The organism is Pseudofrankia sp. EUN1h, assembly GCF_001854645.1.
In the GTDB taxonomy this organism is placed as follows: domain Bacteria; phylum Actinomycetota; class Actinomycetes; order Frankiales; family Frankiaceae; genus Pseudofrankia; species Pseudofrankia saprophytica.
On sequence record NZ_MBLN01000049.1, the window covers coordinates 134325 to 152826 of the forward strand.

Consider the following 18502-nt stretch of genomic DNA (forward strand, 5'->3'; position numbering starts at 1 on the left):
TCGGGCGCTGAGAACTTTAGAGAGGTTGCGGGTTGATGTCGATGTCGACCCGCCGGCGCTCGCCAACACTCCTGGCCAGCGGATGATGGGCACCTAATACGCGATATAGGCTCTGCATCGTCCTCTCCAGCATCCGCTCGCTCTCCTCCAGCCGACCGAGCTCACGGACGTCCATCGCGAGGTTTGCACCCGCCAACAGGGTCGACGGATGATTGTCCCCCAGGGCACGGCGCGACCGGTCATATGTATCGGCGTCCAGTTCGTGAGCGAGGACAATCCGCCCGAGCGCATGGCGATCGCTGGCCAGGTTGGTCGCCGCCGCCAACACCCAAGGATGATTTTCGCCGAGCCGCCGCCGAAGGCCTGTATGCGCGGCCGTGTCCCAGTCGAGCGCACTCTCCGGATCGCCGGACCGTCGGGTGACAATGGCCAGCTGCACACTCGCCGCCAACGTGTACGGCTGGTCCCCACCGAAAACACGTACGTAACGCCGCCACGCCGCTTCGGATATTTCTCGCGCTTCGTCCAACATTCCGGCATCCCGCAGGTCGATGGCGAAGGCAACCGCTGCGGCAATCGCACGCGGATGATTTTCACCGTAGCGTCGCTCCGAAGCTACGGTGACCTGCCTACTAGACGCAAGCGCGTCCGCATATCTTCCGGATTTCCGTAGAACCACAGCTCGCAGCCCCCGCGTCTGCAACAGCTGGAAATGGTCAGGTCGCCTGTCGACGGCTCGCTCAAGAAGTCGGACCAGCTCTTCGCACCGGGTGAGAGCACCGTGGTAGTCACCCAACGCCTCTTGGTCCAGCGCGAGACTGAGCAAGGTACGCAGCGTCTCCAGGTTTCCCTCGCCGAAAAGTTCGGCCTTGCGGCGCCAGGTCACCTCGTCGAGCGCTCGGGCATCGGCAAATCTACCGACGAGCCGCAGGCCCACCGCCACGTCATGCGCGGCCAGCATCGTGTCGCCGTCATCGGGCCCATGGGCGCGCTCGGCCCGGCGGAGACGCTCCCGCGCGATCTCCAGGGCGGCCTCGAAATCCCCGGCGACGATCCGGTCGGTGATGCAGTTCCCCATCGTGAGCAGGGTCTCGGCGTGATCGGCGCCGTTCACCTGGGTGGACAGCTCCAGTACGCGGGCATTGGTACGCGCCGCATCGGCGTACCGGCCGACGATGAAATAGAGCCAGCCGAGCCAGCCGGCGACCTGGAGAGTGGACGGAGCCGCCTCGCCCGAGGCGACCGTCCATGTCTGGTGGGCGCGTTCCGCGAGCTCGAGGCCGCTTCGGTGGTCACCGAACCTGTACAGGTAGATGATCTCGTCGACGACCAGCGCCCGAACCCCGGCCGCGTCACTGTCCACCGCGCTGCTGGAGATCACGTGCGGATAGAGCTGGGCGTACGCGGGCCAGGTCGCCGGGTCGTCGGGCACTCCGGGATCGTGCGCCGCCAGCAGGTTGAGCACCTCGCCGTGGATGGCCGCGTCCTCGTCCGGCGTCATCCGGGTGCGGACAACGTCTTGCGCGAGGCTGTGCACCACGATCGTGTCGGCGGAGCGGTCGATCCGGGCGAGCGCGTACTGGGAGATCTGGCGCAGCGCCATGTCGAGCTCGGTCGGGTCACGCAGTACGGCGTCGAGCTCCGGCGTCGTCCCAGTGGCCCGGCCGCCTCGAAGAATCCTCATGGGAATCGGCGTCGCGGCCAGAAACGCAAACAGCTGCAGTAGGCGCAGCGCGCCCGGATGGGTACTCCCGAGCCGGTCGAGAGAGACGTTCCACGCCGCCAGGATGGGCAGCTCATCCTCGGCCGGCGATCCGGCATCGAGCAGCTCCTCCTTCTTCTCCCGGAGCAGTCGCAGGTAGCTCTCGACCGCCATTCCCGTGGCGACGAGCCAGGCCGCCGCATGTTCGACCGCGAGCGGCAGGTTCCCAAGCACCTCGGCCAGGCTGTCGCCGTCCCGTGCCGTCAGCTCGGGCCTGCGTCGTCGTAGCAGCTCGATGCTCGCCGCCCGCGTGAACACGCCGATCTCGAGTGACCGCGCCACCGCTGCCCAGTCAGAGTTACGTGTCGTGACGAGCACACGCCCCAAGTCACTGGGCACGATGTAGTCGCGCACCACCTGCGGATCATCGGCGTTGTCGAACACGAGTAGCCATTTCGCGTACGGCTGCCCGAGGCGCAGCGCCTCCAGCACCGCCGGAACCGCGGAGTTCACCTCCGTACTGACCGGCAGGTCCAGGCGCTGCGCCAGCTCGACCAGCGAGCTGCTGATCTGCGCCGAGTGCTCGGCGGGCACCCACCAGACCAGATCGAACTCGCGTCCGTACCGGTGCACATACTCGACGGCCACCTGCGACTTCCCGACCCCGCCCATGCCATGCAGCGCCTCGGGCAGCATCGCGGAGCCGCCCTCCGCCAGCCGGTTGCGGAGGGTATCCAGCAGCGCCTCCCGGTCGACGAATCTGGGGTTCCTCGGCGGGACATTGCCAAGGATGTAGGGGCGGGTGGTTCCGTGCCCCGAGGCCGGACCCCGCCGAAGAGCTGCCTGGAGGCGACGGGCACGGGCGAGGTAGCGGCCGGACAGGGCGGCGAGGGCCGTCGCCTCGACGGTGAGGTAGTCGACGCTCGCGGCCGTGACGGCCGGTAGGGGCGTGTCGTCTGGGTCGGTCAGTGCCCGGCTCAGGTGACGCACCGCCTCGATTCGGCCGCCCAGCTCGGCGTCCACAATCCGTAGCACTCGCAGGGTCTCCGCCCTGCTGCCATACGAGAGAAGGTGCTCGCGCAGCCCTGGCGCGAAGTCATAGGCGATGGCTCCGTCGTCCGTCGGCCAGTCGGCGACTGGATGAAGCACGCCATGCGCGAACAGCTCCGCGAGCGCGGCCGAGGACGTCCCCACCGGCCCTTCGATGGTGGCCATGAGCCGCTGCATCGTGGAACGGGTGATCGGCGCGGCGGCCAGCCGGGTCGCCAGCCGGAACGCGGCGGGGCTCGTAGCCGAGCGCAGGCGGGCAACCAGGGTGCGCGGCGGCTCAGGCCGGTCGAGAACGTCCGCGCCTTCCGCGTCGCGGTCGGCTTCGGGCGCCATGTCGGGTGCATCGGCGGGTGCCTGCCGTCGTGGCCCGACGTGCAGAGCCGGTAGCACGGGCAGCCAGGGCTCCCCGACGTCCTGGCCAGCGAGATGGTCGGCCCAGCGGCCGATCGAGACCGGATGCGCCAACAGCACCGGTACCGCCACGGCCTCCGTCTCCGCAGGGTTGTCCTGGTACTGGTCGATTCCGGTATGGCGCAACGTGGATCGCGGCACCGTGGACAGCAGCGCGACCTGCAGCGACCGCGCCCACGACCACAGCACGGGTTCCATCAGCCCTCGTCGCCAGGCCGCGCCCATGCCGTCGGTCAGCACCCAGATGATCCGGCGGCCGGGCGACTCCAGGAGCTGGGCCGGCGAGAACCCGGCGGCGCGGCGGCGACTGCCACGCAGCCTCAGCGCCCGGGTCGCCGCCACGTCGGTGTCGAGGTAGCACACCCGGACGTCGCGGAACACTCCGAGCCGTTCGAGCGCGCCGACGAGCCGCGGCACCAGCGCCGACCAGATCGTCATCGTCCAGTTGTCGTCGACGACCAGGGTCAGGGCATAGCGGCGCTCCAGAACCGGCTGGTACTCGGGCCGCCAGCGCCCGTCCGCCAGGTGCTCGGCCGTCGCCTCGTCGTCCAGCACGGTCTCGCCCGCAGAGGGGACCAGCTGGCGAATGGGCTCCAGAGCCTGGCGTAGCCCGCGTGGCTGTTCGAGCAGGGCGGTCAGGGTCGCGGGCCGAGGGGCCAGCCAGGACCGGCCGCGGCGCCGGGGCCGGCTGCTGGCGACCGGCCGGTCCCAGCCAGTGACGCCCGACCCGCCTACGGCGGCCTCCCCCGTTACCGAATCGCCGGTATCCAGTGGCTCGCCGGAGGACGGCGGCAGATGCGACGAGCGCGGACCGCCACCGTCGACCCCAGCCGGTTCGCCGGACTCTTCGCGCGGGTTGGGCGGCTGACGAGGCGCCGCCAGGTCGGCCAGGGATTCCTCGTCCAGAGGGTCGCTGTCCGCCCGGGGCAGCCCGGCGGCCCGGTCTGGCAGGTCGTCGGCGAACAGCGCCAGCCAGACGGTGTCCGCGAGGTCCATGGGATCCGTCGACCAGCTGGTGTGACCGTCGGGTCCGACCCCGGCCGTCATCCCCCGTCACCCCCTGGGTCGAGACGGCGCCACACTGTGGCCAGCAGCTCGCCTCGGTCCCGCTCGTCGCCGTCGAGAACGCCGGACATGACCAGGTGCGCGGCGTTGAGCAGCTGGTCGGCGGCGAGCATGCCGTGGCGGCGGCGGGCCACGAACTCCTCGACGACGCTCTGGTAGCCGGCTTCGCTGGCCTCCGGGAAGTGCGCGGCGACCATGTTCGTGAGCGCGTCAGAGTCGGGGTCGGGTACGTCGAGACGGACGCAGCGGCGGAGGAAGGCCGCGGGGAACTCGCGCTCACCGTTGCTGGTCACGACGATGATGGGAAAGGCATGCACCCGGACCACCCCTCCCCGGATCACGGCGGTGGCGCCGCGGTCCGCGGTGTAGACCGTGACCTCGGGCTGCAGGTTGCGCACCCGAACAAGCTCGGGCAGGTCGAACTCGCCGTCTTCGAAGATCGTTAACAGGTCGTTGGGCAGGTCGTAGTCACTCTTGTCGAGCTCGTCGATGAGCAGCACCCGTGGGAAGGCGTACGGCAACATCGCCGTACCCAGTGGCCCCAGGTGCACGAAGTCGCCGATGGGCGCGGCGCGCGAGCTCCGCCCGGCCGTTCTGACCCTGCCGTGCCTCGCCTGCCGATGGATGCCTGCGGAACCATCCGCGCCGGACTCGACGACCGCCTGGGCCCGGCCGATCGCGTCGTACTCGTACAGACCGGCACGCACGGTGGTGCGGCTGGTGATCGGCCAGCGAAGTACCCGGCCGAGGCCCAGCTCTCGGGCGATCAGGTAGGCGAGGCTCGACTTCCCGGAGCCGGGCCCTCCGGTCACGAGCAGCGGACGGCGCAGGTAGATCGCCGTGTTGATCACCGACAGCTGCCGGTGGCTCAGCTGACGGGTGGCGCCCCCGACGAGCCGGCGACCGAGCCGGCGACGGGCTTCGTGCTCGTCGTCCGGCGGGGGCGGCAGGTCAGGCCCACCGTCGAAGTCCCGCCAGGGCGGCACCGGCGGCCAGCGGCGGTCGCGCTCCTCGACCAGCAGAGGCTCCCCCGTCCCACGGAACAGCCACCAGACCGGTCGGGACATGTCGCGGACAGGCATACCCCCGTCCGCCAGATCGGCGCCGGGTTGCTGGAGGCCGGGGTGCTCGGGGCCAGATTGCTCGGGCCCAGGCGCATGAGGTTCGGTCACCGTCATCGCCTCCTGGCCATCGGCGCGGCGATCTCGGGCCCCTGCTCCGGCTGACGGTCGGGGTCCTCCCACATCAGCGCGAGATGCCGGCCCAGGTCCGGCCAATCAGGTCTGGCGAGGTGGGCGTCCACCCGCAGGCGCCGAGCCCGTTCCCGCAGGTCCGTCAGGCCGGCACCGCCGGTCGCGGACCCCAGGAACGCCTGGATGGCGGCGGCGATCGCGTCCTCGGTTCGGCTACCTCGATGCCACACCACGACCGGAACCCCGCAGTTCAGCGCGATGTCCAGCTCGGAGGCGGCCAGGTCCTCCCTCGGCGGGCCGCTCAGCACGAGCGCGACCATGGCGTCCTCCCGAAGAAACCTCGTCTGTAGACGGTCGTGGTCATGTTCGCCGCCGCCCACCCCGAACGCGTCACAGTGCGCAAACCCCGTCGCCCCCTTCGTCAGCGCCCGCCAGCGCAGCCGCCACTCCCGCTGCCCGCGTCGGCGTCGCTGGCGCTCGAGGCTGCGCAGCACGACGGGGTAGCGCAGCCCGATGGGGCGGGGCAGCGTGGTGTCGTTCTCGGTACGCCAGTGCTCGACCGGCAGGTCCAGCAGCGGGCGCGGCAGGATGAACTCCAACGCCACCAGCTGCTCGCCCTCGGCGAGCAGCTCCTCCAGCTCCCCGATCGCGTCCTCGGCCATCGCCTCCAGGTCGTCGTTGGAGCCGAGCCGCGTCCCACATGGCTCGAATCCCTCGATTCCCGGCCATTGACGCCAGCAGGTCATCTCGACCTGGCCATCGACGAGTTCGCTGCGCTCGAACTGCAGGATGAGGTGGACGAGGCCGACCTGGGCGGTGCGTCGGCCATGAGCGTCCGCGAGCTGGTCGGCCAGGCCGGCACCATTCACCTGCCTGCGGAGGAACCGGCCGACCTGGTTCGTGATCGCTGGAGTGAGCAGAACACCCACCTGGTCGAGGAACGCCAGATACGGGGGCAGCGCGCCGAGTGGGGCATTGCGACCGGCCAGGTGGAGCAGCACCGCCCAGGCCGTGTCGCAGTGCGTCGGCGGGCTGACCGCCAACCCGCCGAGAGCCAGGYGGTAGGCGTGCGCGACGGTGGCGGGCGCCGTCGTGGTCAGCGCGGTCTCGAGCCGGGCCAGGAGGTCGTCGGACGCGTCGGCCAGTGCCTCGCTGGCCTCCCAGCGGTCGGCCAGGCGGGACAGTTCGGCGAGGGTCGCGTCGGCGAGGCCGAGGTCGCCCGCGGCGGCGGGTAGATGGGCCAACCCGACGAGGGAGCTGTCGCAGACCGAGACCAGCCCGAGGAACCACTGCCGGCCGGTCGGGTAGTCGGACACGTCGAGCCGCGTTTCGGACCGTTGGGAGAGCCTGCTGAGCAACAGGCGACGGCTCTGCTCACCGTGCAGCACCGGAGCCGTGGCCAGCAGCTCGGCGATCGCCATCTCCGCCGAGGCACGCCTACGGCGCACCACACCCTCCGCCGTCCGGAGAGGTCGCGCGGGCACGGTCATGCGCCGCCCCGCGTCGCCACCATGCTCACCTGATCCGGTCCCCCGTGCCGGCGCGCCGCTGTGCGCTCGCGGAGCGCACGGAAAGTGACAAAGTCACCCTAGCCGCGAAAGATGGTGCGCCAACGGCGAATGGAGCAACGAGCCCGAGCCGGTCCAGCCCGCGCCTCGTCTGCTAACCCACGGTGGTACCGGTTGGCCCTCAGCCAGACAGCCGGAAGCGACGAGGCATGTGATCGATGCGTCGAAAGCGCGGCGGCCCTGCCGGGACGGATGGCCGTCGAACCGCTAGAGGCTGATCCCGACGATGTTGCCCAGTCCCCGCAGGAGCGGTGGCGCGAGCTGGCCGACGATCGACGGGAGGCTCGGAATCAGGATGGGGACGAGGAGGATCACCAGCAGCAGGATGACGCCGAGGTGGGTCTCGGTGAGCTTGTAGTTCGCGTTGCGCCAGCCGGGTGACTGTGGCCCGAGCAGGAAGAGCACCCGGCCGCCATCGGTCGGCGGGATGGGGATCAGGCTCAGGATGAACATCGCGGCGAAGGTGACGGCCATCGCGAGCAGCAGCTCCGCCGGGAAGCTGTCGATGCTGTCGTACTCGATGGTCCGGTCGCCGATGACCAGCGTGGCCGGGTCGGACAGGCCCGCGACTCCCGCCACCGCCCCGAAGGCGAGCAACAGGTAGGCGAGTGGTCCGGCGAGGATGGCCGCGCTGACGTGGAACCGGCGCTTGCGCCAGACCTCGTTCATCCCGATCGGTTCGGTCCAGCCGTTGCCGGCGATCAGCATCGCGACCGCGCTGAAGGGGCTGACCCGGGTCGGTAGCGGTCGAGCCTTCAGCCGCCCCGACCGCAGCGGTGTCGGGTCACGCGCCAGCCGCGCGGCGAAGATCTGGGCAGTGTCATGGGCGTAGACCCCGATGACCAGGGCAAGGAAGATCCCGAGCAGCGCCGCGGGCTCGGCCAGGTGGAACAGCACGAGAGGTCGTCCGCCTCCAGTTCGTCCGTCTCCGTCGTCCCTACAACGCCGCAGTAGGCGCCGATTCTCCCACTGTCGAATCGAACTTCCGTCGGCAGGGGCGGCCCGGGCCCGCGAGGCGTGCGGGGAGCGCTACCCGACGGCCGGCGGCGTTCCCCGGCGGGTGATGAGCTCGCGGGCGAGGCGGCGGTAACCGGCCGCGCCGACGGAGGTCGGGGCGTAGGTGGTGATCGGCTCGCCGGCGACGGTCGTCTCGGGGAAACGGACCGTCCGGTTGATCACCGTGTGGAACACCTCGTCGGGGAAACGCTCGACGACCCGGGCGAGCACCTCGCGGGCGTGCAGGGTGCGGGCGTCGTACATGGTCGCGAGGATCCCGGCCAGGTCGAGGCGGGAGTTGAGCCGGTCCCGGACCTTGTCGATCGTCTGCAGCAGCAGCGCGACACCCCGCAGCGCGAAGTACTCGCACTCCAGCGGGATGATCACGGCGTCGGCCGCCGTCAGCGCGTTCACCGTGAGCAGGCCGAGCGACGGCTGGCAGTCGACCAGGATGACGTCGTAGTCGTCGAGGACCGGCTTCAGGGTGCGCGTCAGGCTGTGCTCGCGGCCGACCTCGCTGACGAGCAGCACCTCGCCGGCGGACAGGTCGATGTTGCTGGGCAGCAGGTCCAGGTTCTCGACCTGGGTTTCGATGATCACATCGTCGATGTCCGTGTCACCGCCGCCCAGCAGCAGGTCGTGCACGGTCAGTTCGAACTGGTTGGGGTTGATGCCCAGGCCGACGGAGAGCGCGCCCTGCGGGTCGAAGTCGACGAGCAGCACGCGGCGGCCGTACTCGGCGAGCGCGGCGCCCAGGTTGATGGTGCTGGTGGTCTTGCCGACGCCGCCCTTCTGGTTGCACATGGCGAGCACCCAGGCGGGACCGTGCGACGTCAGGGGCTCGGGCACCGGGAACAGCGGCATCGGCCGTCCCGTCGGACCCGTCTGGCCGACCTTGTCGTCGGCGGGGGCCAGCTCGAGGCGGCCCTCCTCGGGGATACGCGGCTTCTCGATGGTGACCTCACCGAAGGGCACCCGGGAAGCGCCGCCCGCCGAGGGCGCGTCGGAGAAACCAGCCACGAATGAACCTGCCATTTCCGCGAGGGGCGGCACGGCCGGTGGCACAGCACCAGCCGCTGGTCCAGCAGCAGACCTTGGCCGCGATTGGAGCGTACCGACAAGACGGGCCGTAAGCGGCTATGGGTGGCCCCGTCACGGCGTGTCGCACGCATCCGTCAATTCCGCTTACCACCTGCCCCGCCGGCCGTCGACCCGGCCTCGGCACGCGGCGTCCCCACGCCGCTTCCAGGCCGCCGCCCGCGGCGGCGGCGGGCGACGCCAGATCGGCCCGCGATGACGGTGACCGCGAAGGCCAGGGCACGGGCGTGCTACGGGTTGACGGGGTAGTCCGGGACGCTGACCAGGCCCGGGTCGCGAACGATCGCCTCGAGCTCCTCGGCCCGGCCGTGCTCGGCGAAGTGTTCCAGGCCGACCTGGACGAACAGGGCGCGGGCCCGGACCGCGACCGGACCGTCGGGGGCGCCGAGGCATCCTTCGGCGCTCGCGTACAGCTTGCGCCCAGCGACCCCGTCGGCCCGAGACCGCAGGTGAAGCGTCGTGCCGACCGGCACCGGCCGCCGGAAGTCGGTCTCGAGCCGAGCGGTGACACAGCTCATCCGGGTCAGATGGCCGAGCATGCCGAGGATCTCGTCGAGAGCCGACGCCAGCAGGCCGCCGTGCGCCAGCCCCGGGGCGCCCTGATGGTGCTCGGTGACCTCCAGGGTCGCCGTCAGTTCGACACCCTCGCCGGCCACGATCGTCAGGTGCAGGCCGTGCTCCTCGGCGGGCCCGCAACCGAAGCAGTGCGCGTAGTGCGCGGGCAGGACGGTTCCCGGCGCCGGCGCGTCCGGATGCCGCGCCGGCACCGCCGCGCCGGCCGGAAGATCGGTTCGAGACGCCGTCACGAGCCGGACGATATCCAACCCGTCACCGTCATCAGGCCGTTCGCGACCCAGCTCTCATTTGGTCCGACCTCGGTCCGGCCCGCCCGAGGCCGCCTGCGGCCGCCCGAGACCGCCGGGCGGGGCGGGCCTGGCCGGCGAGGCGTGCGGAGCGGGTCGGTCAGCCCTCGAGGCGGCGCTTGGCGGCTCGCAGCTTGCGGCGCACGGGGATCTGCGTGATGAGACCGATCAACAGACCGACGACCAGCCCGGCGGCCGCGGCGATGCTCAGCGCTCCGGCCACCGACATGTACTTGCGCGTGCCGAACAGCCAGATCGTGACCTTCTGGTCGTTCTGGGCGACGAACAGCACGACCATGATCGCGAGGACGAGCACGAGGACGGTCACGGCATAGACCACCCAGCTGACCCCGCCGCCACGCTGGCGCCTCCCCGGCAGCCGGCGTCTGGTCCCCCCGGGCTGCGTCGGTGGTACGGGGGCGCCCGGCGCCACGGGGCCTCGCGGCGCCGTCGGCGCCACGGGGCCCGACGGAGGTGGAACCGGTGCTCCGCCCGTCGACCCCGGTGGCGCGTAGTTGAAACTCCCGGTCGGCTGCCCTGGCGCGGTCATCAGCGTCCCTCTCCCCTATGGCACCCCAAGCTCCCGCAAGTGTAGATCCACCCGACCCCGTTCCGGCAGCTCAGAGCAAGTCTGGACGCGGGCTCCGGCATCCGGCATCGTTCCGCCTACTCCGGAAGGGCGGACGGTTCACCACCGCTGACGAACGCGTCCCGAGGGTGCTGCACGGCCGCGAGCGAGAGGGCGTCGCGGCCGAACAGCGCGGCGGTCAGCCAGATCACGAAGACCCGCGCCTTGCGCTCCCAGCTCGGCACGGCCAGCACGTGATAGCCACGGTGCATGAGCCACGCCGGCAGCCCCGTGACGACGATGCGCCGGTACTGGAAGATGCCGTGGCCGAGGCCGAGGGTCGCGACGGCGCCGAGGCTGTGGTGCACGTACTTCTTCGGCTCCCGGCCCCGCAGGGTGGCGATGAGGTTGTGGGCCAGCAGCTTTCCCTGCCGATAGGCGTGCTGGGCGTTGGGCACGGTGCGCGCACCCGGGACAGGCGACGCGAGGTCGGGCACGGCGGCGTCGTCGCCGGCCGCCCAGGCGTCGGGCACGGGATGGCTCTCGGTGCCGACCCGCAGGTCCGGCCGGACGACGACCAGGCCGCGTTCGTCGACCGGGAGGTCCGTGTGCCTGCCGATGACGGGGTTCCCGCCGTTGCCCACGGTCCAGATGATCAGCTCCGAGTCGAACTCCGCGCCGGTGGAGAGCACCACGTGCCCGTCGACGGCGGAGGTCACCTGGGTGTTCAGGTGGACGTGCGCGCCGCGGCGTTCCAGCGAGCGCACCACCCAGCGTCCCGGCCGGTCGGTGACCTCGGGCAGGATGCGGCCCGAGGCCTCGACCAGGTGGAACCCCAGCTCGTCGCGGCGCAGCTCCGGGTAGCGCTTGAACAGCGCGGTCGCCAGCGACAGCAGCTCGCCGAAGCCCTCCACCCCGGAGAAGCCGCCGCCGACGAAGGTGACCGTGAGCAGCTTGCGCCGCCGCGGACCGGGCGGGAGCGCGGCGGCCCGGTCGAACGCGGTCAGCAGCTGGTCCCGGATGGCGACGGCCTCCTCGACGTGCTTGAGGCCGATCGCCCGCTCGGCGATGCCGGGCACGGGGATCTTCCGCGTGACCGCGCCGGCGGTGACGACGATCAGGTCGTAGCCGAGCTCGAACGTGTCCGCGTCGGCGGGCTGGACGGTGGCCACCCGGTTGGCATGGTCGATCGCGGTCACTGTCGCGGCGATGACCCGGGTGCGGCGTAGGTGACGGCGCAGCGACACCGCGGCGTGCCGCGCCTCGACCGAGCCGGCCACGACCTCGGGCAGGAACGGCTGGTAGGTCATGTACGGGCGGGGGTCGACGAGGGTGACCTCGGCCTCGCCCGAACGGAGCTTCCGCTCCAGCTTCCAGGCCGCGTAGAAGCCGGCGTAGCCGCCGCCGACGATCAGGATCCTGCGCATGGCGCCCCCTGTTCGATCTGTTCCGTCTCCACACTGTCTAGACGGCGCGGCGCTCGCAGATGTGAAAACCCCCGGCGTACGCGGTATCGCGGACAGGGGCGGCATCTGGGACAGGGGCGGGGCGACCGGGTCAGCGCGACCGCAGCCAGTCGCGGTAGTGCGTGGCCGCGATGTGGGCACCCTCTGACGTGGTGAGCACGTCGCCCTTGACCGCGGCGAACATGCCCGCCGTCTCGTCGGTGACGACCCGGCGCCCGTCGCCGGTCGCGGCCAGGGTGACGCGGCCCAGCTCGTCGAGCGGGAAGACCTCGGGCCCGCCGACCTCGCGCGTGCCAGCCAGCGGGGCGCCGGCCGCGACCTCGGCGACGGCGTCGGCGACCTCCGCGGCGGCGATCGGCTGGATCGGYGTGGCCGGCAGGCGTACGACGTCGCCGTCGGTGGTCCAGGCCAGCACCGCCGGGACGAACTCCATGAACTGGGTCGCGCGAACGATCGAGTACGGGAGGGGACCGGCCTTGACCAGGTCCTCCTGCAGCGTCTTGGCCCGGTAGTAGACCAGGTCGGGCACCTGGTCTACGCCGACGATCGACAGCGCGACGACATGGCTGGCGCCAGCCCCGGAGGCGGCGGCCAGGAGGTTGGTGACCGACGTCCGGAAGAAGTCCACCGACGCCTCGTCGAAGGTCGGGGAGTTGGTCAGGTCCACGACGACCTGGGCGCCGCGTACCGCCTCGTCGAGCCCCGCGCCGGTGAGCAGGTCGACGCCGGTGGCGCGCGAGTGCGCGCCGACCTCGTGGCCGGCCGCCGCGAGCTTGCGCGCGACCTGGGATCCGATGAGGCCCGTGCCGATGACCGCGATCTTCATGGTGTCAGCCTTTCATAACTCGGATTCATCATGTCCGAGTTACACCTTACCCAGACACATGTTGTCCGAGTCAAGTCGCCGTCTATACGCTGAACCCGTGCGGTTGTCCGGTGGGGTCGAGGCGGCGTTGCACTGCTGCGTGGTGCTGACCGCGGCGAGCGAACCGGTCCCCGCGGCCCGTTTGGCGCAGCTGCACGGGGTCTCGGCGACGTACCTGGCCAAGCACCTGCAGGCGCTGTCCCGCGCGGAGCTGGTGCGGTCGGTGCAGGGCAAGTCCGGCGGATACGTGCTGACCCGCCCACCGGAGGAGATCACGGCGCTCGACGTGGTCGAGGCCGTCGAGGGACCGCAGCCGACGTTCGTGTGCGCGGAGATCCGGCAGCGGGGCCCACTGGCCGCCCCGCCGGAGGCGTGCACCGCGCCCTGCGCCATCACCCGCACGATGCTCGCCGCCGACCACGCCTGGCGCGCGGCCCTGCGCGAGGTATCGATCGCCGACCTGAGCCGTTCGGTGGCCCACGACTACGAGTCCGACGTCCTCGGCCAGATCGGCGCCTGGCTGACCCCGGCGGAGCACTGACCAGCGCGACGGCGACCGGCGGTGTGGAGCGGCGGATCAGAGGGTCGCTCGCGGGCGCGGTGGGCAGGCGCGCAACGCCGGCAATGGCGCCCCTGCCCCCGACCGCCCTGGATGTCACGCATCATGGGCCCTACCTGTCACACACCACATTCCCGTCTGGGAGCTGGTAGCAGCTGGCAACGATCTGACTCTGCCTCCCGCCTTCGGGTGGAAACTCCACGGAGTCAAGAGCCAGCACCACAGCCGCGGCCAGCAGGAGGAATACAGCCAGACAGAACCAGCCGATCCCGGAGATCGAACGAGAAGGCATCGGTATCCCCACTCCATCGACAACAGAGGTGCCGATTACAGTTCCCAATCCTCAGGTAAGTACGCAACCGAATGACCGGCCATCTGCCGGACGCCGCGATATGACGCGAACCGCGACATCGGGACCGACCTGCCGCCGACCCCGGCCGAGGACATATCGCGTCAATATCTTCGGCATCGGCACCCACGACCCAGAATGCCCAGGCTGGAACACCTGCGACCGGCTCGGCGTATATTGGACCTGGCAGCAGCAGGCATACCAAACACACCTCGCCATCTCCCAGATACAAGGCCGGGAACTTACGCCGGGGTTGACCGGGTGCGCACCCTATCCCTGCACGACTCGATAGTCGTAGTGTTTTATGTCATCGAGTCGCAACGACTCGGCACCACAGTCACCGAAGGTCCATCGCGCTCGCCAGTCATCACAGACAAGGACTGCGGCGAATTGATTCTGAAGATTGCCGCCGCCCTTCGGGTGATACACAAGCAGGACGGAAAACGTCTGATCTCCGTCCTTCGACACATGGACGATATCAGGCGGCGTCTCGTTCTGCCAAAATTCTCTGAACTTCGGATACGTAATCCCCACATATCGACGGTAGTTCGTCGTCGTCATCGTGTTCCAGGCATCTCTCACCTTCGCCGGATCAGCGGCGTCGCGGTGAAAGTTCTCAAGGAGTGTGCTCGCCGCGCTCAGGGTTATTGTCGGCCGGACGGTCATCGCTGCCACTATCCAGGTTCCCAGCAGGGCTACTACTGCACCTGTGGCCAGTGTGAGGCTCCAGAATCTAAGACCGCGCCCGGCGCCGGAGCCACCTTCAGGTGATTTTCCCATGTCGTCAGACCTCCATGAAAAGAAGTCAAACCGATGGCGAGGTCACGTTGCACGATGCTCGCGGGTCAGCGGGAACAACGTGAGGTCCTGCGTAAATTCTCATGTCAGACGACACGCTCGCGAAGATACATAAGAATATCGGCGGCCTTCAACCGCAGAAATTCGTCCGCCGAGGGGTCGGCCTCGGTAGCGCGCATCGCGCCGACGAGCTTCGACCTGACGAGACGCGAGAACACCGGCCAAGCCTCGGTGGTCCCCTGAAGGTTTGTACCGATCCGGCGATCGGGGCCCGATGTGATGTTCTTTGCCGCAAGCTCCTCGAACTCGGTCATCGCCGCCAGACGGATATCCGCCCCCTCCTCCGGATTGGTCGCGAGTGGAATGAGAACGGAGACGCTTTCAGGACCGCCGATGTCGCCGAGTGAGTCTATTGCTGCCAGGCGTATTTCTTGGTCGGCGCTCTCGCATTGGGCGGCAAGGTCCGCGACGAAGGTCTCATCGCCGAGGTCACCAGCGGCAACTATTGCGTCAAGCCGAACCGAGCGGTCAGTGGCGTAAATTGCCGAACGAAGGGAGTCCAGGTCACCCAGGGTCATTTCTCCGTTAGCCGGGTGATCTAGTGACCCCCTTTTTTCGAGGCTTCTTCTCCTCGCGAACGCCAACTCTCGCAGGCGCTTGGCCGCAACGCGCCTCTGCGTATTGTCCGTCTGCTCCCGGAGCTCGCTCGCCAGCCTGCCGAGTTCGTCCGTCATCCGATCTCCTTTTCCGCGCGCCACTCTTCGAGGAAATGACGGAAGGGGAGCCACGGGGTCTTCACCTCGTAGGGCGTGCTCACTCGTGTCCGCTGCCACATCTCATTCGCGACAAGGGGCGCCCGCGCGGTGATCTCGCGCTCGACCCTGGGCCAACCGCCGGCCGGCTCCGGCACCTTCGGGCGGATGAACCTCATGACGACATTGCTGGCGAACGGAGTCATGGTGAGTTTGGTGGGCCAGACAGTCAGGACGTTGTCGAACCCGAGCGGATCGATGTACATGTCAGTCATGTGCTGTCCGACTCCGAAGCTGCGCTCGGAGGTAAGGCCTGTGTAGACGGAAACCTCCAATTTGCTGGAGTCGTCGTCCACGAACAGTCCCGGAGCGACCGATGACAGCGATATCAGCATGCGCTTCACCCACTCCTGAGACGGGAAGGCGCTCGTCTGGGGCGTCCCGTCGGATCCCATGGGAAACGGCACACTGTTGTGATCGGAAACGAGCCAGACAGGCCTCCCGGTCTCCGGGTCCTCACGGGAGCAGAGGAAGACGCCCTGGAGCCCACCGCGGATTGGAAAAACCGCGGTCATGAGCGGCAGATGGTCACCGCGCAGGACCATCATCTGGTTCTTACGCTGCGCCTGAACGAATGTTTCTCCTGCGCTCGGGTTCCGATTGGCTCCGATTCTTCCCAGCAGGCCGCAGTTCCCGATCCCGGCGGCGATGACCACGAACTTCGGCCTGAGCTCGACCTGCGTACCCGAGAGCGAAGCCTCCACACTGCTGATGGACTTCCCGTCGTGAATAAATCGGATAGCATCGTCGCCCTCATCCAGCTTGTATGTCGCATGGTCGACATCGCGAGAAAGGCCCTTCACCACCTCACTCGCGTCAAGCGAAAACTCATCCGTCTCGAAGAGATGCTTTACCTTGCCCCCCAGCAGAGCCTCGGGCCACTCCGGACATTCGTCAAAATTTAGACCGGCCGTGCTCCAAAAATATGTGTGTCGCTGAACCGCCGTTCCCGGCCCGAAACCGGCAAGCGCCCGGGACTTGTTTAGCTTGGCAATGCCCTTCTCATCTACAAATGCCTCCCAGAACTGCGCGGCCGCATTAAGAATTATCATCATGTCCGTGTCGTCGTAGTAATGACCCCGATGTATGAGGCCATGCGAGTGACATGTCTGGCCGCCGCCCAGTTCGCCACGCTCGAGGAGCACCGTCCTGTACTGACGCTTGCTCAGATCGTTCAGGAGCCAGAGGCCCTGCGCGCCGCCTCCGATAACAAGCACGTCGAGATCTATCATTTGACAGGCTTCTCCTCTCCAGTTGGCGCCTTCGTAGTAGTCCGTCAGGTACCCATACCGGGCTGGCTCCTATGCCACCTCGTTGCCGTTGATGTGAGTGTTGCTTCTTCCATCCTTCCCGGTTGCGGTCGTGGTGTCCGAACTGCCCGTCTTCTTTCCGTCGCCGTCATATTTGTCGGTGTGGGACTTGGAGGTCTTGCCATCCTTCGAAGTGGACGTCACGGAATCGGAGCTACCGCCTTCCTACCAGCCCCGCCATATTTATCCGTATGCGTGTAGTCCTTTCCGTTCTTGTGTTCGGTCACCGAGTCGGATCTCTTTTCGACGTTGCCTTCCTTGTTTCTGACCTCGGTCTCGATCCTCGACCTCCCGTCCGGATCCTTGCTCGCGTACGAGTCAGCGCTCCCCGACCTCTCGCCATGACCGTCATTTTTCGTGAAGTTGGTGCGAGCATGGATGGTCCTGTCTGCGGACTCGTACTCCTTCCGTTCTCGATCGCTGAAGTGGGAGCGGTCGCGTCCGCCAGCGGACTCACCTCGATCGCTGGCTCCGGCGCGCGGCGAGTCCGATCGCCTCTCCTCGGACTGCGATCGCCGATCACTCGGCATCTCACCCATTACTTCCCCTCCACAGCTCCACCCCACGGACACCCGAAATCTCGATCCGTCGGAGACCGAGACATCTTCGCCGAACTCGCTCCACAAATTTCGGCTTCATCAGACGCCGACCAGGCGAGATCGTCAAAATGCGGTCAGGCAGGACCTGCGAAAATGGTCATCACGTCGCATCGCGTACGGAACGGCGCTGACCGGCAATCATCGGACGCATCGGCGACGCGATACTCGGCCCCGGATTCGCCGACCTGCGTAAAAATGGGGGCAGCCATAAAATTGGCACATGGTCGGTGTCCGAGCATGCGTCCGTTGTGGGGCGGCGCCGGCAGCGGGTGACCGGGTGTGCGGCCACTGCGRCCAGCCGTTCTCTGCGGCCCCACCCCCGCCGGTGACGCCACCGTCCGTCCGGTCGGGGCCTCTAGACTCCCCCGAAAGGCAGTCCTGGCCCTCGGGAGCATCTGGGGACGACATCCTGCCGCCGGGTCCGCCCTCGGATCGGAGTGCTCGCCCAGGCGACGGCGGTTGGCGGCCACGTGGCAACCGGCAGGGCGGGCCGACCTCGGAGACACGGGGCCCGGAGGCTCGGAGCGGCGGCACCTTCAGCGCCCCGACGGCAACGGGCCTCGATCGCCCTGACTTCCGGCGCGTCGCCGGCGTGACCCCAGCAGTGGGCAGTACGACCGCCGTCGACGGTCAAGTGCGCGGGGCGCAGGTGCGCTCGGAGTTCCACGGCGAGAACCAGTACGAGAACGATCTGGAGCTTCCGCGTGGAGCGCTACGACAGCGCCGGGGAACGGACCCTGCTCGAGGAGATCGTGCCTGGGCTCGGGTACGAGGAGAAGGTGACCGGCGACCTGCGCGTGGCCCTGCGCACCCGGCTTGACGGCCTGCGCACGGGAGGCAAGGGACGCATGCTCGACACGCGCGGCTCACTGCCGATGTCCACGCTGCTCGGGCAGCCGACCGTGCTCGAACTTGAAGGCATGGGCGATGACGACGACAAGGCATTCATGATGGGCCTGCTGATGATCCGGCTGGTCGAGCAGCGCCGAACCGAGGGCGACATCGAGAAGCTGCGGCATCTCCTTATCGTGGAGGAGGCCCACAGACTGCTCGCCGACACCGGCGCCGRCAAGGACCGCTCGGAGGCGGAGGCCGACGCCATGGGCAAGGCCGTGGAGACGTTCACCGGCCTGCTTTCGGAGATCCGCGCCTATGGGCAGGGCGTGGTCGTGGTGGACCAGATACCCACCTAGGTCGCGCGGGACGTGCTGAAGAACACCAACCTGAAGG

Annotated in this window: 14 protein-coding genes; 2 read left to right on the forward strand and 12 right to left on the reverse strand. The window is 68.7% G+C overall.

Going from position 1 to position 18502, the window contains the following annotated elements; all coding sequences use genetic code 11:
- Window positions 1-16: 16 nt before the first annotated feature.
- From fxsT to BCD49_RS15435, 9 genes are all read right to left on the reverse strand, one after another.
- Window positions 17-4210, reverse strand: a complete 4194-nt coding sequence (fxsT, locus tag BCD49_RS15395) for an FxSxx-COOH system tetratricopeptide repeat protein (RefSeq protein ID WP_007516496.1) — start codon at window positions 4208-4210, stop codon at window positions 17-19.
- Complete coding sequence (locus tag BCD49_RS15400) at window positions 4207-5310, reverse strand: AAA family ATPase (RefSeq protein ID WP_035924895.1); 1104 nt, start codon at window positions 5308-5310, stop codon at window positions 4207-4209. Before BCD49_RS15400 ends, fxsT begins: the two co-directional genes overlap by 4 nt.
- Before the next feature lie 92 nt (window positions 5311-5402).
- A complete protein-coding gene (locus BCD49_RS15405; protein WP_083401494.1) occupies window positions 5403-6869 on the reverse strand; it encodes a VMAP-C domain-containing protein in 1467 nt (488 codons plus the stop codon).
- Window positions 6870-7196: 327 nt separating this feature from the next.
- Window positions 7197-7886 (reverse strand): M50 family metallopeptidase, encoded by a 690-nt coding sequence (locus BCD49_RS15410; RefSeq protein ID WP_007516499.1) that lies wholly within the window; start codon window positions 7884-7886, stop codon window positions 7197-7199.
- A gap of 132 nt (window positions 7887-8018) precedes the next feature.
- Window positions 8019-9005 carry a ParA family protein gene (locus BCD49_RS15415; RefSeq protein WP_007516500.1) on the reverse strand — a complete coding sequence of 329 codons (987 nt, stop codon included), beginning with the start codon at window positions 9003-9005 and terminating at the stop codon, window positions 8019-8021.
- 308 nt (window positions 9006-9313) lie between these two features.
- The gene (locus tag BCD49_RS15420; RefSeq protein ID WP_035928415.1) at window positions 9314-9889 is read right to left on the reverse strand and encodes a PaaI family thioesterase; all 576 of its coding nucleotides are present in this window, start codon (window positions 9887-9889) and stop codon (window positions 9314-9316) included.
- Between the two features lie 157 nt (window positions 9890-10046).
- Window positions 10047-10286 (reverse strand): lipopolysaccharide assembly protein LapA domain-containing protein, encoded by a 240-nt coding sequence (locus BCD49_RS46145; RefSeq protein WP_335341693.1) that lies wholly within the window; start codon window positions 10284-10286, stop codon window positions 10047-10049.
- 326 nt (window positions 10287-10612) lie between these two features.
- On the reverse strand, window positions 10613-11941 hold the full coding sequence (locus tag BCD49_RS15430) for an NAD(P)/FAD-dependent oxidoreductase (RefSeq protein ID WP_007516506.1): 1329 nt from the start codon (window positions 11939-11941) through the stop codon (window positions 10613-10615).
- A 130-nt stretch (window positions 11942-12071) separates the two neighbouring features.
- Window positions 12072-12806 (reverse strand): SDR family oxidoreductase, encoded by a 735-nt coding sequence (locus BCD49_RS15435; protein ID WP_007516507.1) that lies wholly within the window; start codon window positions 12804-12806, stop codon window positions 12072-12074.
- A gap of 58 nt (window positions 12807-12864) precedes the next feature.
- Here BCD49_RS15435 and BCD49_RS15440 point away from each other — a divergent pair, with 58 nt between their 5' ends.
- A complete protein-coding gene (locus BCD49_RS15440; RefSeq protein ID WP_007516508.1) occupies window positions 12865-13386 on the forward strand; it encodes an RrF2 family transcriptional regulator in 522 nt (173 codons plus the stop codon).
- A gap of 637 nt (window positions 13387-14023) precedes the next feature.
- Here BCD49_RS15440 and BCD49_RS43135 read toward each other — a convergent pair.
- The 3 genes from BCD49_RS43135 to BCD49_RS15455 all read right to left on the reverse strand — a co-directional run bounded on the left by BCD49_RS43135 (window position 14024) and on the right by BCD49_RS15455 (window position 16595).
- Window positions 14024-14533 (reverse strand): hypothetical protein, encoded by a 510-nt coding sequence (locus BCD49_RS43135; protein WP_007516510.1) that lies wholly within the window; start codon window positions 14531-14533, stop codon window positions 14024-14026.
- 104 nt (window positions 14534-14637) lie between these two features.
- Window positions 14638-15285, reverse strand: a complete 648-nt coding sequence (locus BCD49_RS15450) for a HEAT repeat domain-containing protein (protein ID WP_007516511.1) — start codon at window positions 15283-15285, stop codon at window positions 14638-14640.
- Window positions 15282-16595 (reverse strand): FAD-dependent oxidoreductase, encoded by a 1314-nt coding sequence (locus BCD49_RS15455; protein WP_007516512.1) that lies wholly within the window; start codon window positions 16593-16595, stop codon window positions 15282-15284. Before BCD49_RS15455 ends, BCD49_RS15450 begins: the two co-directional genes overlap by 4 nt.
- 1381 nt (window positions 16596-17976) lie before the next feature.
- On the opposite strand from BCD49_RS15455, the gene BCD49_RS15460 reads away from it, so the two are divergent.
- The gene (locus tag BCD49_RS15460; protein WP_071041611.1) at window positions 17977-18465 is read left to right on the forward strand and encodes a hypothetical protein; all 489 of its coding nucleotides are present in this window, start codon (window positions 17977-17979) and stop codon (window positions 18463-18465) included.
- The last annotated feature ends 37 nt before the right edge of the window (window positions 18466-18502 follow it).

What these genes read in the sequence shown, in the direction of transcription:
- fxsT (WP_007516496.1), bottom strand. Translation starts at nt 4,210, where the DNA reads ATGACGGCCGGGGTCGGACCCGACGGTCACACCAGCTGGTCGACGGAT.
- BCD49_RS15400 (WP_035924895.1), bottom strand. Translation starts at nt 5,310, where the DNA reads ATGCCTGTCCGCGACATGTCCCGACCGGTCTGGTGGCTGTTCCGTGGG.
- BCD49_RS15430 (WP_007516506.1), bottom strand. Translation starts at nt 11,941, where the DNA reads ATGCGCAGGATCCTGATCGTCGGCGGCGGCTACGCCGGCTTCTACGCG.
- BCD49_RS15440 (WP_007516508.1), top strand. Translation starts at nt 12,865, where the DNA reads ATGTTGTCCGAGTCAAGTCGCCGTCTATACGCTGAACCCGTGCGGTTG.
- BCD49_RS43135 (WP_007516510.1), bottom strand. Translation starts at nt 14,533, where the DNA reads ATGGGAAAATCACCTGAAGGTGGCTCCGGCGCCGGGCGCGGTCTTAGA.
- BCD49_RS15450 (WP_007516511.1), bottom strand. Translation starts at nt 15,285, where the DNA reads ATGACGGACGAACTCGGCAGGCTGGCGAGCGAGCTCCGGGAGCAGACG.
- BCD49_RS15455 (WP_007516512.1), bottom strand. Translation starts at nt 16,595, where the DNA reads ATGATAGATCTCGACGTGCTTGTTATCGGAGGCGGCGCGCAGGGCCTC.